Source organism: Phycisphaeraceae bacterium (genome assembly GCA_019636655.1).
Lineage (GTDB): Bacteria > Planctomycetota > Phycisphaerae > Phycisphaerales > UBA1924 > JAHBXB01.
In genome coordinates this window covers 116,810-137,882 of the sequence record JAHBXB010000006.1, presented here as the reverse complement: position 1 = coordinate 137,882, position 21,073 = coordinate 116,810, and the positions used below count along the sequence as shown (strand labels likewise).

17 protein-coding genes are annotated in these 21,073 nt (G+C 69.4%); 8 read left to right on the top strand and 9 right to left on the bottom strand.

Annotation, left to right across the window (positions count from 1 at the left end):
* Positions 1 to 523 precede the first annotated feature (523 nt).
* The 5 genes from KF745_14605 to KF745_14585 all read left to right on the top strand — a co-directional run bounded on the left by KF745_14605 (position 524) and on the right by KF745_14585 (position 5,044).
* Positions 524 to 826: a hypothetical protein gene (locus tag KF745_14605; GenBank protein MBX3359647.1), complete on the top strand. Its 303-nt coding sequence runs from the start codon at positions 524 to 526 to the stop codon at positions 824 to 826.
* A gap of 134 nt (positions 827 to 960) precedes the next feature.
* Positions 961 to 1,632, top strand: coding sequence for a (2Fe-2S)-binding protein (locus KF745_14600; GenBank protein ID MBX3359646.1), 672 nt, complete (start codon positions 961 to 963; stop codon positions 1,630 to 1,632).
* A gap of 3 nt (positions 1,633 to 1,635) precedes the next feature.
* A complete protein-coding gene (locus KF745_14595) occupies positions 1,636 to 3,735 on the top strand; it encodes a xanthine dehydrogenase family protein molybdopterin-binding subunit (protein MBX3359645.1) in 2,100 nt (699 codons plus the stop codon).
* Positions 3,732 to 4,748, top strand: a complete 1,017-nt coding sequence (locus tag KF745_14590) for an FAD binding domain-containing protein (GenBank protein MBX3359644.1) — start codon at positions 3,732 to 3,734, stop codon at positions 4,746 to 4,748. Before KF745_14595 ends, KF745_14590 begins: the two co-directional genes overlap by 4 nt.
* On the top strand, positions 4,745 to 5,044 hold the full coding sequence (locus KF745_14585; protein ID MBX3359643.1) for a hypothetical protein: 300 nt from the start codon (positions 4,745 to 4,747) through the stop codon (positions 5,042 to 5,044). Before KF745_14590 ends, KF745_14585 begins: the two co-directional genes overlap by 4 nt.
* On the opposite strand, the gene KF745_14580 is transcribed toward KF745_14585, so the two are convergent.
* The 3 genes from KF745_14580 to purM form a co-directional block, all read right to left on the bottom strand.
* The gene (locus KF745_14580) at positions 5,039 to 5,665 is read right to left on the bottom strand and encodes an NTP transferase domain-containing protein (GenBank protein MBX3359642.1); all 627 of its coding nucleotides are present in this window, start codon (positions 5,663 to 5,665) and stop codon (positions 5,039 to 5,041) included. The two genes, KF745_14585 and KF745_14580, sit on opposite strands and share 6 nt — an antisense overlap.
* Positions 5,666 to 5,670: 5 nt before the next feature.
* Positions 5,671 to 6,552: an XdhC family protein gene (locus tag KF745_14575; protein ID MBX3359641.1), complete on the bottom strand. Its 882-nt coding sequence runs from the start codon at positions 6,550 to 6,552 to the stop codon at positions 5,671 to 5,673.
* A 64-nt stretch (positions 6,553 to 6,616) separates the two neighbouring features.
* Complete coding sequence (gene purM / locus KF745_14570; protein MBX3359640.1) at positions 6,617 to 7,762, bottom strand: phosphoribosylformylglycinamidine cyclo-ligase; 1,146 nt, start codon at positions 7,760 to 7,762, stop codon at positions 6,617 to 6,619.
* Between the two features lie 230 nt (positions 7,763 to 7,992).
* On the opposite strand from purM, the gene metK reads away from it, so the two are divergent.
* The gene (gene metK / locus KF745_14565; protein MBX3359639.1) at positions 7,993 to 9,141 is read left to right on the top strand and encodes a methionine adenosyltransferase; all 1,149 of its coding nucleotides are present in this window, start codon (positions 7,993 to 7,995) and stop codon (positions 9,139 to 9,141) included.
* A gap of 10 nt (positions 9,142 to 9,151) precedes the next feature.
* On the opposite strand, the gene ispF is transcribed toward metK, so the two are convergent.
* Positions 9,152 to 9,667, bottom strand: coding sequence for a 2-C-methyl-D-erythritol 2,4-cyclodiphosphate synthase (ispF, locus tag KF745_14560; protein ID MBX3359638.1), 516 nt, complete (start codon positions 9,665 to 9,667; stop codon positions 9,152 to 9,154).
* Positions 9,668 to 9,866: 199 nt separating this feature from the next.
* On the opposite strand from ispF, the gene KF745_14555 reads away from it, so the two are divergent.
* A complete protein-coding gene (locus KF745_14555; GenBank protein MBX3359637.1) occupies positions 9,867 to 10,313 on the top strand; it encodes a hypothetical protein in 447 nt (148 codons plus the stop codon).
* Between the two features lie 2 nt (positions 10,314 to 10,315).
* Here KF745_14555 and KF745_14550 read toward each other — a convergent pair whose 3' ends face one another.
* From KF745_14550 to KF745_14530, 5 genes are read right to left on the bottom strand one after another with little or no spacing between them, the layout of a single operon-like run.
* A complete protein-coding gene (locus KF745_14550; GenBank protein MBX3359636.1) occupies positions 10,316 to 11,065 on the bottom strand; it encodes a nicotinate-nicotinamide nucleotide adenylyltransferase in 750 nt (249 codons plus the stop codon).
* Positions 11,062 to 11,757, bottom strand: coding sequence for a hypothetical protein (locus KF745_14545; protein ID MBX3359635.1), 696 nt, complete (start codon positions 11,755 to 11,757; stop codon positions 11,062 to 11,064). The genes KF745_14550 and KF745_14545 overlap by 4 nt, the downstream gene beginning before the upstream one ends.
* Before the next feature lie 23 nt (positions 11,758 to 11,780).
* Entirely contained in the window at positions 11,781 to 15,761 is a 3,981-nt protein-coding gene (gene hrpA, locus KF745_14540) for an ATP-dependent RNA helicase HrpA (GenBank protein MBX3359634.1), read from the bottom strand.
* The gene (locus KF745_14535) at positions 15,758 to 16,930 is read right to left on the bottom strand and encodes an FAD-binding oxidoreductase (GenBank protein MBX3359633.1); all 1,173 of its coding nucleotides are present in this window, start codon (positions 16,928 to 16,930) and stop codon (positions 15,758 to 15,760) included. Before KF745_14535 ends, hrpA begins: the two co-directional genes overlap by 4 nt.
* Before the next feature lie 42 nt (positions 16,931 to 16,972).
* Positions 16,973 to 19,297 carry a hypothetical protein gene (locus KF745_14530; GenBank protein ID MBX3359632.1) on the bottom strand — a complete coding sequence of 775 codons (2,325 nt, stop codon included), beginning with the start codon at positions 19,295 to 19,297 and terminating at the stop codon, positions 16,973 to 16,975.
* Between the two features lie 169 nt (positions 19,298 to 19,466).
* Here KF745_14530 and KF745_14525 point away from each other — a divergent pair, with 169 nt between their 5' ends.
* A complete protein-coding gene (locus tag KF745_14525) occupies positions 19,467 to 21,020 on the top strand; it encodes an aldehyde dehydrogenase family protein (GenBank protein ID MBX3359631.1) in 1,554 nt (517 codons plus the stop codon).
* The last annotated feature ends 53 nt before the right edge of the window (positions 21,021 to 21,073 follow it).

Here is a 21,073-nt window from a genome sequence, read left to right as displayed (position 1 = left end):
AGAGTCCGAGTCGCGCCGGCGCAGGACCACGCCGCGGCCAGGGCGACATTATCAGCACCGCTCTGGGACTGACGCCAAGTTCCCGAAGAGGAGAAGTTTCCCCGTACACCGAGGCGGCCCCGCAAATCGCACTGAGCCGCACAATCCCGGCGACATTCGAAAGCGGCCGAGCACGGCGAGCGCAAGGCCGCGACGCGAGAGACATTTGCGCCTCCCCACGCAGAGTTTGTTCATGCTGGAATCAAGCCAAGACGAAGTCTTGGACGACGACCCGGTCTGGTGGGAGGAGTCTGGAAGGCGCCAGGGCTGTCGTGGCTGTGCAAGGCCGCGGCAGGGGCTCTACCCCCAACCGCTCGAGGCCGTCGTGCAATCTCGGCAGCGAGCCTCTGTCTCATTGTCCGGCCGATCGGGTGTGGAGATTCTGCGTCGGGAGTTGTCTGATGTGATTGCGCCTTATGCACCCAAGATGGTCTGCGCGCCATGCCGGCTGGGAAGTGGAGTCATCCTGGCAAACTCTGTGACGGTGCACTTCCCGCGTTCGCTTGAGGTCATCGTGCGGGGCGGTCGTTCGACGACGCACGCTTACGGAGTATGCACCGTTTGCGGCGGTCCGAATGCGGCCAGGGCCATGTTCAAAAAGCCGTGGTACACGCTAAGAAGGGCACTGCCTTCGGGAGAGGTCCTGATCTCCACCGAGCAGGCCATCCTCCTGACCGACACGCTTGTCGAGCGACTTGACCTCTCGCCGTTCCCAGACATCCTGCTTCGGCCGATCCTCATCCTGGACAAGCCGGTGGAGCCCATTCCAGAGTTCGGCGAGCGATAGCCTGCTCGCTCGCCTGAGTCCGCACTTCGAGCGGCAACCACTCGCCCACATCCAGAACCCCCCGCCGCCTCGCCGTTATACTCACTCGACAGCACGCACCGGCACCCGTCGGTCGCCCGAGGCAGGAGCGGATGATGGACGACCCCACGCCGAACCCACCGCGCGACACCGCGCCCCACGCCGGCGTCTCCCGCCGGTCCTTCATCGCCACCCTCGGGGCCTCGGCCGCCGCGGCGTCGCTGACCTCCGCGGCGGAGGCGGCACGCACCAGGCTCGCCGCCGGCCGCACCAAGGACGGCCCCAAGGTCCTCGGCCCGGACCCGGTACAGGTGACGCTGCGGATCAACGGAAACCCGATGGAAACCACCATCGAGCCGGCGACCACCCTGCTCGAGGCCCTGCGGCTTAATCTCGGCCTCACGGGCTCCAAGGAGATCTGCGACCGCGGATCCTGCGGCGGCTGCTCCGTACTGGTCGACGGCAAACTCACCGTTGCGTGCATGATGCTGGCCCTCGACGCCGTCGGCTCCGAGGTCACGACGATCGAGGGCCTCGCCAAAGGGGGCACGCTGGATCCCGTGCAGGCCGCGTTCATCCAGCACGACGCCCTCCAGTGCGGCTACTGCACGCCCGGGCTGGTCATGGCGTCGCGGGCACTGCTCAACGCCAACCCCAAGCCCACGCTGGCCCAGATCCGCAGCGGTCTCTCCGGCAACATCTGCCGCTGCGGCACCTACACGAACGTCTTCAACGCCGTGCTCGTCGCGTCCGGTCAACAGCCGGTCATCGATTCAAAGGGGGCCTGACGCATGACCGCCGAACCGACCATCTCCCCGATCATGCCGACCACGAATCGGCCGATGAACCTCGGCTCCGCGGTCAGCGACCAGGCCTCGCGACTCGACGGCCCCGCCAAGGTCACCGGCCGGGCCAAGTACGGGCGCGATGTGTACGTCCCCAACAGCCTGTTCGTGAAGTTCATCCGCTGCCCCTGGGGCAACGCGGATCTGGCCTCCATCGACCAGGCCGCCGCGGAGAAGACCCCGGGCATCATCGAGGTGGTCCTCTCGGGCAAGTCCGGCCAGTACGACGGCGCGACCATCGGTTACCTCGTCGGCGAGTCGCCCGCCGCGATCCGGCGCGCCGCCCGCGCGCTGAACGCCAAGTGGAAACTCGGGCCCGTCCAGACCCGCATCACCGATTCGATCGACACCGCCGACGAGCCCGCGACGCCGGCCGACTTCGATGGCGCGGACAAGGTCCTGAACGCCGTGTACACCACGGAGGTGCAGACGCACGCCTGCCTGGAGACCCACGGAGCCTCGGTGGATTACCGCGGCGACTCCGCCACCGTCTTCTCCTCGACGCAGGGCACCTTCTCGGCCCGCGATGGGCTCGACGACGCTCTGGGCCTGCCCCGCTCGAAGTACCAGCTCGTCTGCGAGTTTGTCGGCGGCGGCTTCGGGTCCAAGCTCTTTGGCGCCGGCAAGGAGGGCGTGACCGCCGCCAAGGTCGCCGCGAAGCACAAGCGGCCGACGTACCTCTTTGTTGACCGGCGCGAGGAACACCTCGACACGGGCAACCGCCCGAACTGCCGCGTGTCGGTGAAGGTCGGCTTCAAGAACGACGGCACCGTCGTCGGCGGCACTGTCCGTTCGTGGGGCGGAACCGGAGTGGCCGGGCAGGGCGGGGGCGTCGGCGTCCCGACGGGCCGATACCCGATCGAACTCCAGCAGCAGCACAAGAACGTCAAGACCAACGCCGGGCCGCCCAGGCCCACCCGCGCCCCCGGCCAGCCCCAGGCCTCGTTCGTCGAGGAACTGATGCTCGAGGAGATCGCGACCGCCTGCGGCCTCGATGCGCTCGACTACCGCATGAACCTCGATCAGGACGCCGAGCGGCGCGAGATGATGAAACTCGGCGCCGACCTCATCTCCTGGAAGGACCGCCGGCCCACCGGTTCGCAGACCGGCCCGCTCCGGCGCGGCTTCGGGCTCGCCGTGACCTCCTGGCACAAGAGCCCCGCCAAGGTCGGGGCCGAGGTGTTCATCAATCCCGACGGCTCCGTGGAGGCCCGCACCGGCACCCAGGACATCGGAACAGGTACCCGCACCGGCGCCGGTGTCATGGCCGCGGACGGCCTTGGCATCCCGCTCGACCTCGTCAGCGTCGCGATCGGTCGCTCCGGCCTGCCGCCCGGTCCCGCCTCCGGCGGATCCGTGACGATGCCCAACCTCGCCCCGGCGATGTACGTCGCGGCGACTGACGCCAGGGCCCAGCTCCTGCAGATCGTCGCCAACCTCTCCGCCGCCGACCCCGCGGAACTCAGCGTGAGCAACGGCCTGATCCTCCGCCGCGGCGAGAAACTCATGACCTGGCACGAGGCCTGCACCCGGATCGGCCCCGATGGCATTCTCGGTCGCGGCGCTTCGGACTCCGAAGAAGCCAAGAAGATGCGGGCCCGCGGCTCCACCAACGGCGTGCAGCTGGTCGACCTTGAGGTCGATGCGGAGACGGGCGTGATCCGCCTGAACCGCGTCATCGCGATCCAGGCCTGCGGCAAGGCGGTCTGCCGCAAGACCGCGGAGAGCCAGATCATCGGCGCGGTAATCCAGGGGCTCTCCTTCGCGCTCTTCGAGAACCGCGTGCTGGATCGCAACAACGGAGCGATGGTCAACGCCAACCTCGAGATGTACAAGATCCTCGGCCCCAACGACATGCCCCACATCGAGCCCATCCTCTGGCCGAGCAAGCAGACAACCTTCGGCCCGATGGGCGAGCCGCCGGTGGTCCCCACCGCGGGAGCCATGGCGTGCGCCGTCTTCAACGCCATCGGGTCACCGGTCCGCGACCTGCCGATCACGCCCGACAAGGTGCTCGCCGCCGTCGGACAGGGAGCGACGTCATGAACCGCTTCGCGTATGCACAGCCGGCGACGTACACCGAGGCCGCGGCGCTCGCCAAGAGCACGAAGTACTCGCTCCCGGTCCTCAAGGCCGGCGGCATGGACATCGTCGACCACCTCAAGGAAGGGCTCATCGAGCCCGACCTGGTTATTGATATCAAGCGGCTCCGGCAGGACGGCGCGAAGGGGCCGGTCAGCGAGGCCCCAGGCGAAGGCGGCGCGACGGTCATCAGGATCGAGGCCGGCTCGACGCTGAGCGACCTGGCCGCCTCGGCACTGCTCCGCGACAAGGCCCCGGGCCTGTGCCAGGCCATCGAGTGGGCCGCCACGCCCCAGGTCCGCAACACCGCGACCGCCGCGGGAAACCTCCTCCAGCGTCCACGTTGCTGGTACTACCGCAACGCCCAGTTCGACTGCCTCAAGAAGGGCGGCAGCACCTGCTTCGCGAAGGAGGGCGAGAACAAGTTCCACGCCATCTTCGGCGACGGACCCTGCTACATCGTCCACCCATCAAACCTGGCCCTGGCGTTGTCGGCCACGAACGGCACGGTCCATCTCGTCGGATCGGAGCGGTCATCGCTCCCGGTGAAGGACCTCTACCACCTGCCCGAGAGGGGAATCCGCAGCGAGCACAACCTCAACCCCGGCGAGGTAGTCACGCACCTGACGCTCTCCCCGGCGCCCGCCAGCGGCTTCTACGCCGTCAAGGAGAAGCAGTCGTTCGACTGGCCGCTGGTCATGGCCTTCGTGACGCTCGACCTGAGCGGCGAGACCATCACCTCGGCACGCGTCTGGGCCGGCGCCGTCGCGCCCATACCGTGGGAACTCCCCGCCGTTGCCAGGGCGTTCGCCGGCCTCAAGGTCACCGACGACGCCGGTCTGCGAAAGGCGGCCTCGCTCTGCGTCCAGGGCGCGAACCCGCTCTCCGACAACGCCTACAAACTCCGGCTCCTCCCCGTGGCGGTCCACCGCGCAGCGCTCCGCGCCGCCGGTCGGCTGACGGAGGTTCACTCATGAGCACTCGCCCGTTCGACTATCGCCAGCAGGGCTTCCGACCCCTCGTCCTCGAACCCACGTGCCCGCACCTGCGGCACAAGATGATGTACTGCGACGAGCGGCAGAGCACTCCGGGCCTCGTCGACGACACCTCTGATACCCGCGTCTTTTTCTGCATCAAGAGCATGGACCAGTTCGGCCCCGACGGCCAGCCGGTCAGACCCAGGTCCTGCCAGGGCGGGCGCTCGTGCTACGGGGGGAGTCCGGCCTCGCCCGGCGAGCAGGGCCTCGGAACGACGGACCTCACCGTTTCATGACCGCGAGGCCCAGTCTTCCACATCCCGCGGCGTGTTGAGGTTTGTCACCACCGATGCGTCGTCCGTGCTCACCTCGACCGCGAACGGCCGGATGATCTCGTCAAGCCTTGCCCCCGCGTCATCCGCCCGCGGCAGCAGAACACGCTCGACAAAGCCCCACTCCAGCCACACCGGGTGGCCGTGCGCCGACCCGTACCTCGGGATCCCCACCTCATGCGCCCGCAGCGACTCGAACACCCGCGCGGAAGGCGCCGGCACATCGACCGGAAGCACGTAGACCCCGCTCGGAAAAGCACCTCGTTCGGCGCGACCCGCCTCGCGCACTCCCGCGATGACGCTGGCGAACATTGGCGCCCGGGAATCAACCGCCACGGCCCGCTCCACTCCCCCCCCACTCGGATCATCGCCTATCCCATCCGCTACCGTCTGCGAAACAACCCAGATCACCTGCCGGGGCGCAAACCCCGCATCGGCGATCCGCCGTGACTGCGCCTTCCACCACGGCTCCGCCCCGCCACGCCCCGGGCCCACGCGCATGAGCGCCTTGGGCCCTCCCATCCGCTCGCCCCGTCCCGCCGCGAGCACGATCAGCACCGGCACCCTCGTTACGTCTCCGCTCAAGCGTGTCACCCCAGGCTCGTGCCCGACGGCGAAGGCCCGCTGACCGGCCGATGCGGCGCGCGGTCCATCTTTTTCACTTCAACAAGCAACTGGGCCGCCATCGAGATTGCCACCATGGCCGGCTCCTTGCCCGTATCGCCAACCCCGATCGGGCAATGCACCCGCTGCACAACCTCGTCGCTCAATCCCGAAGCCACAAGACGCCCGAACAGGCACGCCCGCTTGCTGCGGCTGCCGATCAGGCCGACAAACGACGGCGGTTCGACGAGCAGCCGCCGGAGCAGTTGGTAGTCGGTGTCGTGCGAACAGGTCATGACGCACGCGAGCGTCTCCGCGGGCCGCTCGTGCGCGAGCCGGATTCCATCATCCCACGCGCCGACCCGCCGGGCCCCGGGGAACCGCTCAGCGGTGTTCCACTCGGGCCGATCGTCCACCACCACTGTTTCAACCCCCCCGCCGCCGCCGGCCCTCGCGAGCAGCGCCGCAAGCTCCGCAGCAACATGCCCGGCGCCAAACAGCACGACGCGGCGTCTCGCCCCGCAGTACTCGAAGAAGACCTCCATCACGCCGCCGCAGCACTGATCGGCCTCGGCCCCCAGCACGTACCGCTCCACCCCGCTCCTGCGCTCGCGGAAGTACCGCCGCGCATCGTCCAGCGCCAGCATCTCGAACTGCCCCCCACCCACCGTCCCCAGCACCGCGCCCTCCAGCCCCACGTGCGCCGCCGCGGCGAGCTCCTCATCCGGCACACCCGGCGCCCAGATCATCCTGGCCCCGGGGTTCCGCGGCGTGCTCCCCTGCACCCTGACCACCGTGGCGATCACGAACGGCACCCCCCGCCCCGCGAGAGCGACCGCCGCGGTCATGACCTGGATGGCTTCGCTCACGGGGGGCACCACCTCCAACATCCGCCGACGCGAATGGTAGTGCCCGCCCACCCGCCGGTTTCAGTCAGCGCTCGATGACCTCGCCCCGCCCCTTGACGATCTTCCCGATCACGTGCACCCGCTCCCCCATCTTCTGCAGCGATTCCCTGATCGACTCCGCGAAGGCCGGGCGCACGACCAGCGTGTACCCGATGCCCATATTGAACACCCGCCGCATCTCCGCCTCCGGCACGTTGCCTTGCCGCTGGAGGAACTGGAACACCGGCGGCACCGGCCACGACGATGTATCCACCTCCGCGTCGACCTTGCGGTGCAGCGCCCGGCAGAGGTTCCCGGCCATCCCGCTGCCCGTAATGTGGGCCATCCCCCCCACGACCTTCTTGACCTTGTACTGACTCAGCAGCCGGAGGATCGGCTGCACATACAGGCGCGTCGGCGTCAGCAGCACCTCGCCGAGCGACCGCGGCGCGGTCCCCGCTCGCGCCGCCCCGCGACGACCGTTGCGTTTCGTTTCACCGCTCAACTCCGGATAGACACGCCCCAGGTCCAGCCCCGCTTCGTCCACGATCCGCCGGACCAGCGAGTACCCGTTCGAGTGGATGCCGTCGCTCGCCAGTCCGAGCACGACGTCCCCCACCTCGACCCTCCCCGGGTCGATCGCCCGCTTGAGCTCCACCACACCCACCGCGAACCCGGCAAGGTCCAGTTCCCCCTCCGCGTACACATCCGGCATCTCCGCCGTCTCGCCCCCCAGCAGCGCACACCCCGAGCGCCGGCACCCCTCCGCGATCCCCTTCACGATCGCGGTCAGCTCCTCCTGCCGCACCCGGGGCACCGCCAGGTAGTCGAGAAAGAACAGCGGCTCGGCTCCCTGCACGATCATGTCGTTGACGTTCATCGCCACCAGGTCGATCCCGATGGTGTCGAACTTCCGCATCTGCGACGCAAGCTTGACCTTAGTGCCCACCCCGTCGGCGCAGGCGACCAGCACCGGGTCCTTGTAGTTCCGCTCGAACAGCCCCTTCTTGTAATCAAGCCGGAACAGCCCCGCGAACCCGCCCGGGTTTGGGATCACCCGAGGCCCGAACGTCCGGCGCATCAGCGACGCCAGGCCCTCGGTAAACCGGTCCTTCTCTTCCAGGTCGACCCCCGCCGACGCATAGGTCAGCGCCTTGCCCGGCCCGGGTGCCTTGTCGCTGATTCGTGCCATATGCCGCGAGGGTACACCGCGCCCACGCCCCCCGCGCCGCCACGTGGCCCTCTCCATGGATCCCGCCTACGGTTCGCCCTGTGTATTCATCCATACATCCGGATGAATGCACTGATTGTCCGCCTTTTCCGAAGCGATAACACCGCGCGGCCTATCCTTGGCCTCGAATCGCTTGGCCCCCGTCCTGAAGCAACGCGACGCACCCCGAACGCACCCGGAGCAGCACGAAGATGGCCCTTCACTTGTTCACGTCAGAGTCCGTCTCGATGGGGCACCCCGACAAGGTCGCCGACCAGATCTCCGACGCCATTCTCGACGCCATGCTGGCCGGCGACCCCAAGTCCCGCGTCGCCTGCGAAACGCTCTGCTCCACCGGCATGGTCGTCGTCGCCGGCGAAGTGACCACCAGCACCTACGTCGACATCCCCGAACTCGTCCGCGACACCATCAAGGACATCGGCTACACCTCCGGCGACATGGCCTTCGACTACGAGTCCTGCTCCGTCCTGACCTCGATCAAGCGCCAATCCCCCGACATCGCCCGCGGCGTCGATACCGACGGCGCCGGCGACCAGGGCATGATGTTCGGCTTCGCCTGCCGCGAAACTCCCGAGCTGATGCCCCTGCCGATCCAGCTCGCCCACCGCCTCGTCGAGCAGCAGGCCCACGTCCGGCGCGAAGGGCTCATCCCCGGCCTTCGCCCCGACGCCAAGAGCCAGGTGACCATCGAGTACGACGGCCTCAAGCCCGTCCGCGTCGACACCGTCGTCCTCTCGACCCAGCACGACAAGACCTGGAACGAGCGGCAGGATGTCCTCAAGCGGGAGATCGTCGAGCACGTCTTCAAGCCCGTCCTCGGCAACTGGTGGAACCACGGCATCAAGATCCACGTCAACCCCACCGGCCGCTTCGAGATCGGCGGTCCCCACGGCGACACCGGCCTTACCGGCCGCAAGATCATCGTCGACACCTACGGCGGCCGCGGCCGCCACGGCGGCGGCGCCTTCTCGGGCAAGGACCCCACCAAGGTCGACCGCTCCGCCGCGTACATGGCCCGCTACATCGCCAAGAACATCGTCGCCGCCGGCCTCGCCGATGTCTGCGAGGTCCAGATCTCCTACGCCATCGGCGTCGCCGAGCCCACCAGCGTCTACGTTGACTGCCAGGGCACCGAGAAGGCCGATCCCGCCAAGATCGCCGACGCGGTCCGCAAGGTCTTCCCCATGACGCCGCGCGGCATCATCGAAGCCCTCGGCCTGCGCAAGCCCATCTACAAGGCCACCGCCCGGCACGGCCACTTCGGCCGCAAGCCCCACGGCGACCTCTTCACCTGGGAAAAGACCGACAAGGTCGACGCCCTCAAAGCCGCCGTCGGTTGAGCAAACGGACCTAGACCGGCCGCATCAGCACCACCACCGCGTGGGCCTCGATCGCGCGCCCCTCGCCCACCGCGTCGACCTTCTCGTGGCTCTTGCCCTTGACGTTGACCCGCTCGACCCCAACGTCCAGCAGGCGGGCCAGTTGGGCGCGCATCTGGTTCTTGAGCTCCCCGATCCGCGGCCGCTCCAAGATCACCGTCGCATCCAGGTTGCTCACCACCCACCCCTCCGCCTTGATCCGCCGCACCGCCTCGGCCACGAACGATGCCGAGTTCCGCCCGTCGTTCTCGGGCAGGTTGTCCGGGAACAGCTGCCCGATGTCCGGCATCGCCAGCGCGCCCAGCAGTGCATCGGTCACGGCGTGCAGCAGCACGTCGCCATCCGAGTGCGCCACAACGCCCGCCGTCGCCTCCTCGAGCGTCACCCCACCGACCACCAGCGGCCGCACCTTCTGCCCCGCCCCCGCGCCCCGAGGCTCAAGCCGATGCAGGTCGTACCCGTGTCCGATTCGAAACTCTGCCGCCATCCGAAACACCTCCGAGTACCGCCCAGCATACCGAACAACAGTCGATCGATGGCACAGTTATCCGGTACACGCCCCACCTCACCCCTTCTGTGTCAGCCCAAGCGGGCGTTATGACGATAGACTGTGCACCGCGTTCATGGTCGCGACGACCTCCGGCACGCGGCAGTCCAGACACCGTCCAAACGCGGGAGCCCCAGTCATGTCGAGCCGCTCGAGAGCCCTCACCCTCGCCCTCCTGACCTGCGCCGCCGCCGTCAGCGGCGGCTGCTACTGGCCCGGCGGACCCGGCTACTCCGCGGATCGCTTCACCTACGAGAGCACCTCGTTCCAGCCCCAGACGGTGTCGGTGATCGATACCCGCACCGACCAGACCATCTGGACCGTCGATATCCCCGTCGGCAAAGAGCTTGTCGTCTGGTTCCGGGCCGACCTCGGCACCAAGGACAGCTCCACGCCCGATCGCATGGACTGGGCCGTCTTCCCCGCTGGCCAGACTTCCGGCAGCCTTCCCAACAACCTCCCGGTCCCGCCAGCGTCCTCGCGCCGGATCGACACCTTCGTGCGCCCGGTCCCGGAACTCCCCGAGGACATGACCAGCCCGCCGACGCGCCAGCCGGTCATCAATCTCCCCGGCACCGGGCAGTAGACCTACTCCCCTCCCCGGTACAACCCCCGGCGCTCGATCTCCGCAAGCACCTCCGGATCAAGCACACGTAGCAGCGCCCCGCGATCCACCGGGCTCCGCGCGAGCAGTTCGCGCGCCCGAGTAGAACTCGCATCCGATCGCCCGGCGTCCACCTGCCACGACTCCCACGCCGCGAGCACCAATGCGTCCCACGCCCCCGATTCCTCCAGAGCGCGCCGCAACTCCTCGGCTGACTCACCGGAACGCCGCATCACCAGCGGCGGAGCCATCGCGATGATCTCCCGCGGTGCCTTCCAGCGGTGAAACTGCCTCGCCTGATCCGACCCGATGAGCAAACGCAGAGGCACGCCACCCCCTCCCGCCGCGTCCACCGACCGCCGCAGCCTCGCCAGCGTGTCCACGGTGTAACTCGGCCCGCCCGCAGCGCGTTCCAGTTCATCCCGCCACACCGCGCCCCGGGCCACACCGCGAAGCGCGATCTCCAACAGCCGCAACCGATCCTCGTCGGATGCCATCGGTCGCCGTCCCTTGAGCGGCGAGGCCGCGGCGGGCACATACAGCAGCCACCATCGCCCACCGTGTGCCCCCTGCACCCCCTCACGCGCCCGCGCCGGCAACTCCACGTGGGCGCGCTGCACCGGGTCAAATGACCCGCCAAACACCATGATCCCATCCACCTCCCCCGCCCCGAGCGCACGATGCAGCGCATCCGGCAGCGGGCACGGCGCTGAAACAGGACCACCGACCATCATCGGGCACTCCCGAGCGCTTCGGTCATCACCGCCCCGTTCCCGGCCAGCCACCCCCCCACCGACTCCACCACCCGTTCGCCCACGACCCGCAGCACCCGCGGCGACCGCCTCCCCATCCGCAGCACCGCCGGCACGATCGAGGGGCTCCTGATCATGTCCCCCACCACCCGGCCCGTCCTGGTCCTCCCGTCGCGCCCCACCCACCGCATCACCTGCGCCGGCACCGGCTCGTCGTAGCGGTCCGATACCCCCCGGATCACCGCCCAGGACTCGATCCCGCCGCAGGCCCGTGCCAGCCCGTGCGACTCCATGTCCACCACCCCGGCCCCGGTCGCCTCGCCCAGCCGGCGCTTCGCCTCGACCGTGCACACCGGCGCATCCACGCCGACCAGCGCCACCCCGCGCCCTCCAGCGCCGGGAACACCCCACGTGCCGCCACGCTCATCAACGACCCGGTCGATCACGGGAACATCGTCGACCGGACCCAGCCCGCCGCACAGCCCCGCCAGGATGACAAACGCCCGGCCGGTCCCGAGCGCCCGCACGGCCGACTCCACGGCGCCGGCCCCCGGCCCGGTGCGCTCCACCGCGACCCGCGCCAGCCCCGCACGCTCAAGCGACTCGCGCACCACCTTCCGCTCGATCTCGAGCGGGCACAGCACTACGACGGATTCGGCCCCACGCTGGCTCACGCGCTGCTCCGGCGACCCGCTCATCACGCTCGGGCCGCCACGATCTTCTCCCACAGCCTATCCAGCCGCTGCGGCGACACAGTCTGCTTCGTCCCCAGTTCCTGCGCAAAGAGCGACACCCGCAGTTCCTCCAGCATCCACCGGTGCTCCTCCAGCATCGGATCGCGGTGCGCCCGCTGGCGGTCCTGGTCCGTCAGCGCCAGGCACGAGCGCCACCTCGGCATGATCTGCTGCATCAACTCGGCATCGCGCCCCGCCCCGCCGGAGAGCAGCTTCCTCGCCCGCCGCTCGATCGCGCGCAGGTACCGCGGGTAGTCCGCGAGCCGCTCGGGAGGCACCTCGCCGAGAAACCCGCGGAAGACCAGCCGCCCGATCTGCGCCGCCATGTCGTCCGCCGGGGGCCGCATCCCTTTGAACGCCACCTTCTCCAGGGCCAGCAGCGCTCCCTGGTATTCGTGAAGCACCGCCGACGCCACCCCCACCAGCCGGCGCACCGCGCCGGGCAGACGCCCCTCGCCTTCCGCCAGGCGTCGATCAAACTCCGCTTTCGTCCGGATCGATCCCGCATCGGCCCCGGCCAGGAACGCCGCCTCGCACGCCCTCGCCGCGATCGATGACCGCAGCTCATCGGCCGTCCCGATCGTCGCGTACTTCAGCACGAGTTGCTGCATGTCCTCGGCCTGCCGGACCGCCCGGTCGATCTCGTGCTTCGACTCGACGACCATCAGCCTGCGGACGCCCTGCGCATGCCGGGCACTCGCCTCCTCGAGCGATGGAAGCAGCCGCAGCGACACCGCCGCCGATCCGGCGCTCTGCCCGTTGGCGCCCTTGCGCGGGGACCGCTCATCGATCAGCGCCGGGAACGCCAGCATCGAAGCGCCGCCGACGTCGATCTGCACGCTCTCGGGCAGGTCACCGAAATCCCACGCCGCCACCGCACCGCGGTTCCACACCGACGGAACCTTCGCGAGCGTCCTCTCAATCCGTCCCGCCAACTCACGCCGGATCGCCCGCAGGTCCCGCCCCGAGGCGAGCACCGCACCCGTGCGGTCGACCACCCGGTAGTTCATCTGCAGGTGCCGCGGGATCTGGTCGTCCTTGAACGCCTCCGGTGACACTCCGACCCCGCTCAGCCGGCCGAGCGCCTCGGCCACGGCCTCCTTCAACGGGCGGGCATGATCGGTCATCGCCTCCACGCACCTCGCCGCGTACTCGGGCACCGGCACGAAGTTCACCCGCACCGCCTTGGGGAGCGACCGGATCATCGCCTCCACCTTCTCCAGCAGCAGCCCCGGCACCAGCCAGTCGCCCCGCTTCTCACTGATGGTCGCCAGCGTCTCGACCGGCGCTGTCAGCGTCACGCCGTCGTCGTCGCTCACCGGATCGGCGGTGTAGGTCAGGTTCAGTTTCGTGCCGCCGACCATCACCTGATCGGGGAATCGCTCCGCCGTGATTCCCTCCACGCTCGCCGCCAGCACATCCGCCTCGGTCATGAACAGCAGGTCGCGCCGCCCCTTCTCGGCAAACCGCCGCCACCGCTCGAACGCCTCCCCGCTGTACACCTCCGGCGGGATCCGCTTGTCGAAGAACTCGAACCGCGCACCCACCTCTGCGAGCAGGCCGGGCCGGCGTGCCTTCGCCTCCAGCCGCCGCACCCTCTCGATCAGTTCCTGGTTGTGGCGGGCGAACTCCCCATCGGTGATCATCGCCCCCTCCACCAGCCCGTGGTGGATAAAGATCGCCCGCGCCTTCACCGGGTCGATCGGACCGAAGTGCACCTGCCGCCCCGCGATCACCTCCAGCCCGAACAGCGTCACCCGCTCGGGCGCCATCACCCGGGCCGTCGAAGCGTCCCACCACGGCGCCGAGTGCGTCCGCTTGACCAGGTGCGGCGCCGCCCGCTCGATCCACAACGGCTTGATCCCCGCCGCGCACCGCGCGTACAGCCTCGTCGTCTTGACCAGTTCCGCCGCCATCACCCACTTCGGCCGGCTCTCGAACAGCGTCGAGCCCGGGAAGATGTAGAACCGCGTGTCCCGCGCCCCCGCGTACTCGGGCGTCTCGGTCTTGCGCCCGATGGTGCTCAGCAGCCCGGCAAGCAGCGCCCGGTGCACCTGCTCGTACTCCGCCTGCCGCGTGTTCGGGCGGCACCCCATCTCCTTCGCCATCTCCGACAGCTGGCGGTGCACATCCTCCCACTCGCGCAGCCGGACGTACGACAGGAAGTCCGACCGGCACATCTTCCTGACCCTGCTCCCCGAGAGTTCCTTCCGGCACTTTTGCCAGTGCGCCCACAGCCGCAGATAGCCCACGAAGTCCGACTGCGGATCCCGGAACCTCGCGTGCGACGCATCCGCCTCCTGCGCCCGCTCCATCGGCCGCTCGCGCGGGTCCTGCACGCTCAGCGCCGCCGCGATGACCAGCACCTCCGTCAGGCAGTGCTCCTCCCGCGCCGCCAGGATCATCCGCCCGATCCGCGGATCGATCGGCAATCGCGACAACTCCCGCCCCAGACCGGTCAACTCCCCGGCGTCGTCGATCGCCCCGAGTTCGAACAGCGTGTCGTACCCGTCACGGATCAGCCGATCGTCCGGCGGATCGACGAACGGAAAGTCCGCCGGCTTCCCCAGGTTCAGCGCCGCCATCTGCAGGATCACGCTCGCCAGGTTCGTCCGCAGCACCTCCGGCTCGGTGAACCTCGCCCGCCCCTGGTAGTCCGCCTCCGAATACAGCCTGATGCACACCCCCGGCCCCAGCCGCCCGCACCGCCCCTTCCGCTGGTCCGCGCTCGCCTGCGAGACCGCCTCGATCGGCAGCCGCTGCACCTTCGTCCGCGGCGAATACCGGCTGATCCTCGCCTGCCCGGTGTCCACCACGTACCGGATCCCCGGCACCGTCACGCTCGTCTCCGCAACGTTCGTGGCCAGCACGATCCGGCGCACCCCGCTCCCCTCCGGCGGCCGCTTGAACACCCGCATCTGCTCCGCCCCGGAGAGCCTCGCGTACAGCGGCAGCACCTCCACGCCCCGCGGGAATGCCCGCTCCAGCAACTCCGCCGTCTCGTGGATCTCCCGCTCCCCGGAGAAGAACACAAGGATGTCCCCAGGCCCCTCCGCCGCGAGCTCCTTCACCGCGTCCACCACGCCGAACTCGATCATCTCCTCCCGCTCGTCCTCGTGCTCCTCCGGCTCGGCGACCTGCGCGGCGCGGTACCGCACCTCCACCGGGTACGTCCGCCCGGACACCTCGACGATCGGCGCCCCACGCCCGTCGGGCCCCGCGAAGTGCCCGCTGAGCCGCTTGGGGTCGATCGTCGCCGAAGTGATGATCACCTTCAGGTCCGGCCGGCGCGGCAGCAGCAGCCTCAGGTAGCCCAGCAGGAAGTCGATGTTGAGGCTCCGCTCGTGCGCCTCGTCCACGATGATCGTGTCGTACGCCTCCAGCATCCGGTCGCCCTGCGTCTCGGCCAGCAGGATGCCGTCGGTCATCACCTTGATGTACGTCCCCGGGCCGGTCTGGTCACCGAACCGCACCTTGTACCCCACCGCTCCACCGACCGCCGACCCCAACTCCTCCGCCACCCGCGACGCCACCGACCTCGCCGCAATCCGCCGCGGCTGCGTGTGCCCGATCATCCCCGCCACCCCGCGCCCCATCTCCAGGCAGATCTTCGGCAACTGCGTGCTCTTCCCCGACCCCGTCTCGCCGCACACCACCACCACCTGCGCCGACTCAATCGCCCGTGCGATCTCGTCCTTCTTCTGCGAGACCGGCAGTTCCTCCGGGTATGCGATCCTCGGCACCCCCGCCGCACGCTGCGCCAGGACGCGGCAGGACCGCTCTACCCGCTCCCCGATCCGCAGCACCGCCGCGTCCATTTCCCTCCCACCGGCGATGGCGCGCTCGATGCCGCTCAGCCGGCGGCGGATGTCGCGCCGGTCGATCAGCATGCAGTCGCCGGCCCGCGACCGCAGATCCCGCACCATGGCCAGGGCGTCGTTCACGCCGGATTGTTCGCGGCCACCCGCGCCAACGGAAACGGCGCTGGCGTGCCGTCGAGCATCGCGTCCACCGCCGCCCGCGCCGTCACAAACGCCATCGACATCCCGTGCCCCGTGAAGCCGCCGCAGAACCACGGCCCCTGCCCGCCGCCCACCGGCCCGACCAGCGGCAGCCCGTCAGGCGAGAACCCCATCGTCCCCGCCCACCTCGCGATGATTCCCCCCTCATCCCATCCCGGCCCGAGCATCCTCGACGCGAACGCCTCGATCGCCGCCTGCACCGGCGCCGACGTCCCCTCGCCATACCCCGCTTCCTGCTCCGCGAAGTACGTCCGGCACCCCCCCACCACGATCGACCCCTCCGCCGTCTGCCGGAAGTACTCCGAGCCGTGGTTGACGTAGTAGGAATGCGCGAGCGACACACGTCGCGATGGGTTCCTCACCGCCAGCATCTGCCCGCGGTTGGGCCGCACCACCCCGGCAAGCCCCGGCAGCACAAGCCCCGCGTACGCGTTCGTGCACACCACCACGTGCGCCGCCGCCACCCGCAGCGACGCGGTACGCACCACCCATTCCCCCGGCCCTCCCTCGATCCCGTACACCTCCTCGTTCGCGAGAATCGGCCCCGCCACCTTCGACGCCAGTAGCCCCAGCACCTCCACCGGATTCGCCGCGGCATCCGCCGGATTCACCAGCCCTCCCACCGGGTGCGCCGCCCGCCACGCCGAGTCATCCCCCGATTCCACCCACGGCACCTCGAACCCATCCTCCTCCATCATCCGCCGCGACTCTTGCAACTCCTCCGCCTGCCCCTCGCTCAGCGCCAACAGGCACGACGGCACGCGCCGATATGACGCCAGCTCCTCGATTCCCTCCTCGCGCAGCGCGGCCAGGTTCTCCTCCGTCCACCGCCACACCATCCGCGCCGTCTCCCGCCCGTACCGCCGCGCCACATCCGCGTAGTGATCCGCCGCGCCGCGCATCAGGAACCCCGCGTTCCGCGACGACGCCCCCGCCCCGAGCCCCCGCGCCTCCACCACCGCCACCCGCAGCCCGCGCCGCTCCAGCCGCAACGCCGCCGAGACACCACACACGCCCGCGCCCACCACCACCGCATCAACCGCCACCGCGTCCGCCGGGCGCAGCGCGCAACGCCAATACGGGACCGTCATCACGCCGCTCCACGCCCCGCAACCCCGCCCTCGAGCCTCATCCTACGGGCAGCCCGCCCCTACACCGCTGATCCACGCCTGCACGAACGCCGCCAAATCCACCGGCTCCGTCACCCCGCTTCGATCGAAGTCCCCGTTCTGGTTTCCACCGGTCACGCCCGCGATCCACTTCTGAATGAACGCGGCGATATCCACCGGCTCCACCACCCCGTTCCCATCAACATCCGCCCTGCACGAGGTCCCCTGGAACTCGAACGCCCCGAGGTCCACCACGCCCCCCATTCCCGGCACACCGGCGTCCGGCATCCCCGCGTCGTTCCGCACCCGCGCCAACCCCGCCGCATCCCCCGTCAGGAACGCCGGCACCGCGCCCGTGTCCCCCGCATCGATGCACGGCGATCCGGACCGCGGCCGCGGGTCGCCCCCATCGTCATCCACCGTGAACCACACCCCATCCGGCCCCGGACCCGGCAACCGCACCAGCATCGGATCAGCATTGACCACGCCCGCCCCCGCCGACGCCGCCACGCCCCGCACCAGCGAGTACCGCACCGGCGCCACCACCTCCCCGTCGATCTGCGGATGCGGCGTGTTGTCCGAGATCACGCTGGACACAATCGTCCCCTCGCTGTTCCCGAACCCATACACCGCCCCAGCCACCCGCGCCGAGTTGCCGATCATCGTGCAGTTCACGATCAGCGGATCGCCGAATGCCAGGTTGAACACCGCGCCGCCCAGGTCCGCCGTGTTGCTCGTCATCACGCAGTTGGAGATCACCGGCGTCGTGAAGTACGCCACCATCAGCGCGCCGCCCCACCCATCGCTCCCGCAACAGTCGTTCCCCCCGATGGCCGCATTCGCCCGCATCGTGCACGAGGTCACCCGCGGGCTCTCCCCCTCGACATACACCGCGCCCCCGCCCAGCTCCGCCGTGTTCCCCACGAACGTGCACCCCGTGAACGTGGAGTTCGCGAAGTAACTGCTCACCCCGCCCCCCACCGGGAACGCCCCCTGCGACGCCGTGTTCGATGTGAACGTGCAGTTGGTCACCGTCACGTCGCTGAACAGCGTGTACACCCCCGCCCCCTCGTTGGCGTGGTTGCTGTTGAACACGCAGTCGGAGATCACCGCCACGGTGAAGTCGTTGTTGTACACCCCCGCCCCGAACGACGCCGCGTTGTTCGTGAACGTGCACCCCAGCACCCGCGGCGCCCCGCCCGAGCACCACACCCCCGCGCCGCCGCTCCCGCCCGCCCCCGCCGAACCCCCCTCGACGCCCAACCCCGCGACATTCTGCGTGAACGTGCACCCGGTGATCGTCGCGTCCGCTACGTCGCAGTACACCCCGCCCCCGCCCACCGTCCCCGTGTTCCCGGTGAAGGTGCACCCCGTCACCGCCGTCGCGCTCCCCGTGTGGTGATAAAACCCCGCCCCCCGCTCCGCCACGTTTCCGGTGAACACGCAGTCGATCCACTGCGCGTGCCCGCTCTGCGTGTACGAGCCCCCGCCCTTCCCCGGCGTCACGTTGTTCCTGAACGTGCACCCCATCGCCATCGTCATCGCGTGGTTGTGCGAGTACAGCCCCGCCCCGTGATCCCCCGCGTAGTTCGAATCGAACACGCAGTCGATCACCGTCGAATCGCCGTGATCGTTGATCGTCCCATGGTCCGACGCGTAGTTGTCCACCAGCGTGCAGTTCACGATCCGCGGCTGCGCATCATAAACATTGATCCCGCTCCCCTGGTTCTTGCTCGTCGGCAGCGCACCAAACCCCGGCCCGTCCGCGTGCCCCCCGCGCACCACAAACCCGTCGATCACCGCCGTGTCCGCAACGTTCAGCGCCACCACCACGTGGTATGCGTTATCTGCGCGATTCGAGAACTCCGGCCCGTCATCACCGTTCAGGTCCCCGCTCAGCGTCGTGACGTTCACCCGCCAGTCACGCTGCCCCAGCGAACCCTCCGTCCCCGCGAACCCGCCGTACAACGCCACCCCCGTCTTCATCAGGAACGACGACTCGCGGCTGCCCCCACTCACCCCCGGCCGGTACACCCCCGCCGCGACCCAGATCTGGTCCCCCGCCTGCGCCGCATCCAGCGCCGCCTGCACACCCGTGAACGCATCCGCCCACGACGCCCCATTCCCCGCCCCGGATGCCCCGGCGCGAACATAGATCACGCCCGCACCCGCGCGCGCAGCCGCTCCGGCAAGGGCCGCCGCCGCGATGCACACCGTGATCGACCTTGCCCGCATCCTGGCCTCCATCCACTGTCCACCGTGCACGTCATCATTCGCCGTCCCCACGCGGCGGATCCGCCCCTCTCCCCCCTCCCCCGCCACGCCCACGGCAACCGATAACCTCCTCACCGGGTGCCCCTCAAATGTACTGCCCCTGCGCAGGATCGCCACCCCCCATTTCCAAGCCAATGCCCACCCTCTTCATCGACTAAAACAGGCCCTCGGGCGTGCCCGGGTGGCCTCCTCCTCCCACCTGCTGCCCATCCCACGACCGCTTAGGATACCCCCGAGGTACCCAATGACCGATCAGGCCGTCCCAAGCGATCACGCCCTCGCGCCCCGCCCGTCCGGAGCGATCGTCTCCCCCCCGCGGGCCCCCGCCGCTCCCGGCCTCGATTTCGGCCTCGCCTGGGATTACGCCCCCGCGCCCGAGCGCGTGAAGGTCGACCTCAAGCCCCGCTACACCCACTTCATCCGCGGCTCGTTCACCAAAGCCAACCGCGCCGAGCCCTTCGCCTCCATCAATCCCGCCACCGAAGAGCCGATCGCGCTCGTTAGCCAGGGCACCGCGGCAGACGTCGACGCTGCCGTCACCGCCGCCCGCGACGCCCTCCCCAAGTGGGCCGGCCTCAAGCCCGCCGAACGCGCCAAGCACATCTTCCGCATCGCCCGCCGCATCCAGGAACGGGCCCGCGAACTCGCCGTCCTCGAAACCATGGACGGCGGCAAGCCCATCAAGGAATCCCGCGACGTTGATGTCCCCCTCGCCGCGGCCCACTTCTTCTACCACGCCGGCTGGGCCGACAAACTCCCCTACGCCTTCCCCGGCCGCACACCGCGCCCCGTCGGCGTCTGCGGGCAGATCATCCCCTGGAACTTCCCCCTCCTAATGGCCGCGTGGAAACTCGCGCCCGCCCTGGCCTGCGGCAACACCATCGTCCTCAAGCCCGCCGAGACCACCCCGCTCACCGCCCTCAAACTCGCGGAGATCATCGAGGAGTGCGGCCTGCCCCCCGGCGTGGTCAACATCGTCACCGGCGATGGCCGCACCGGCGCCGCCCTCGTCGAACACCCCGGCGTCGACAAGATCGCCTTCACCGGCTCCACCGACGTCGGCAAGCGCATCGCCAAGGCCGTCGCCGGCACCCCCAAGCGCCTCACGCTCGAACTCGGCGGCAAGTCCCCCAACATCATCTTCGAGGACGCCTCCCTCGACCAGGCCGTCGAGGGCATCATCGCCGGCATCTTCTTCAACCAGGGCCACGTCTGCTGCGCCGGCTCCCGCCTCCTCGTCCAGGAGTCCGTCCTCGGCGAGGTCATCGCCAAGCTCACCATCCGCCTCGCCTCCGTCCGCGTCGGCGACCCGATGGACAAGAACACCGACCTCGGCGCCATCAACTCCGGCGAGCAACTCAGCCGCATCCGCCGCTACGTCGATCTCGGCAAGGAGGAAGGCGCGCAACTCCACCAGGGCGGTCGCTCCCTCAATGGCGGCGACCTCACCCTCCCGGCCAAGGGCTACTGGCACCGCCCATGCTTCCTCACCAACGTCCAGCCCTCCCACGTCATCGCCCGCGAAGAAGTCTTCGGCCCCGTCCTCGCCGTCATGTCCTTCCGCACCCCCGAAGAGGCCCTCACCCGCGCCAACAACTCCGCCTACGGCCTCGCGGCGGGCGTCTGGACCGACAAGGGCTCCAAGATCTTCGAGATCGCCCGCCGCCTCAAGGCCGGCGTCGTCTGGCTCAACACCTACAACCGCTTCGATCCCGCGAGCCCCTTCGGCGGCTTCAAGGAGTCCGGCTTCGGCCGCGAGGGCGGCCTCCAGGGCCTCCGCGCGTACGTCACGCTCTAAGTCGGGTCAGCAAGTCTGTCTCCCGAAGCCTCCCGGGATGCGTGCAACTCTCC

Excerpts from the sequence above, each read along its gene's own strand:
- KF745_14600 (MBX3359646.1), top strand. The coding sequence starts at position 961 with ATGGACGACCCCACGCCGAACCCACCGCGCGACACCGCGCCCCACGCC.
- KF745_14595 (MBX3359645.1), top strand. The coding sequence starts at position 1,636 with ATGACCGCCGAACCGACCATCTCCCCGATCATGCCGACCACGAATCGG.
- KF745_14590 (MBX3359644.1), top strand. The coding sequence starts at position 3,732 with ATGAACCGCTTCGCGTATGCACAGCCGGCGACGTACACCGAGGCCGCG.
- KF745_14585 (MBX3359643.1), top strand. The coding sequence starts at position 4,745 with ATGAGCACTCGCCCGTTCGACTATCGCCAGCAGGGCTTCCGACCCCTC.
- purM (MBX3359640.1), bottom strand. The coding sequence starts at position 7,762 with ATGGCACGAATCAGCGACAAGGCACCCGGGCCGGGCAAGGCGCTGACC.
- metK (MBX3359639.1), top strand. The coding sequence starts at position 7,993 with ATGGCCCTTCACTTGTTCACGTCAGAGTCCGTCTCGATGGGGCACCCC.
- ispF (MBX3359638.1), bottom strand. The coding sequence starts at position 9,667 with ATGGCGGCAGAGTTTCGAATCGGACACGGGTACGACCTGCATCGGCTT.
- KF745_14555 (MBX3359637.1), top strand. The coding sequence starts at position 9,867 with ATGTCGAGCCGCTCGAGAGCCCTCACCCTCGCCCTCCTGACCTGCGCC.
- KF745_14550 (MBX3359636.1), bottom strand. The coding sequence starts at position 11,065 with ATGATGGTCGGTGGTCCTGTTTCAGCGCCGTGCCCGCTGCCGGATGCG.
- KF745_14535 (MBX3359633.1), bottom strand. The coding sequence starts at position 16,930 with ATGACGGTCCCGTATTGGCGTTGCGCGCTGCGCCCGGCGGACGCGGTG.
- KF745_14525 (MBX3359631.1), top strand. The coding sequence starts at position 19,467 with ATGACCGATCAGGCCGTCCCAAGCGATCACGCCCTCGCGCCCCGCCCG.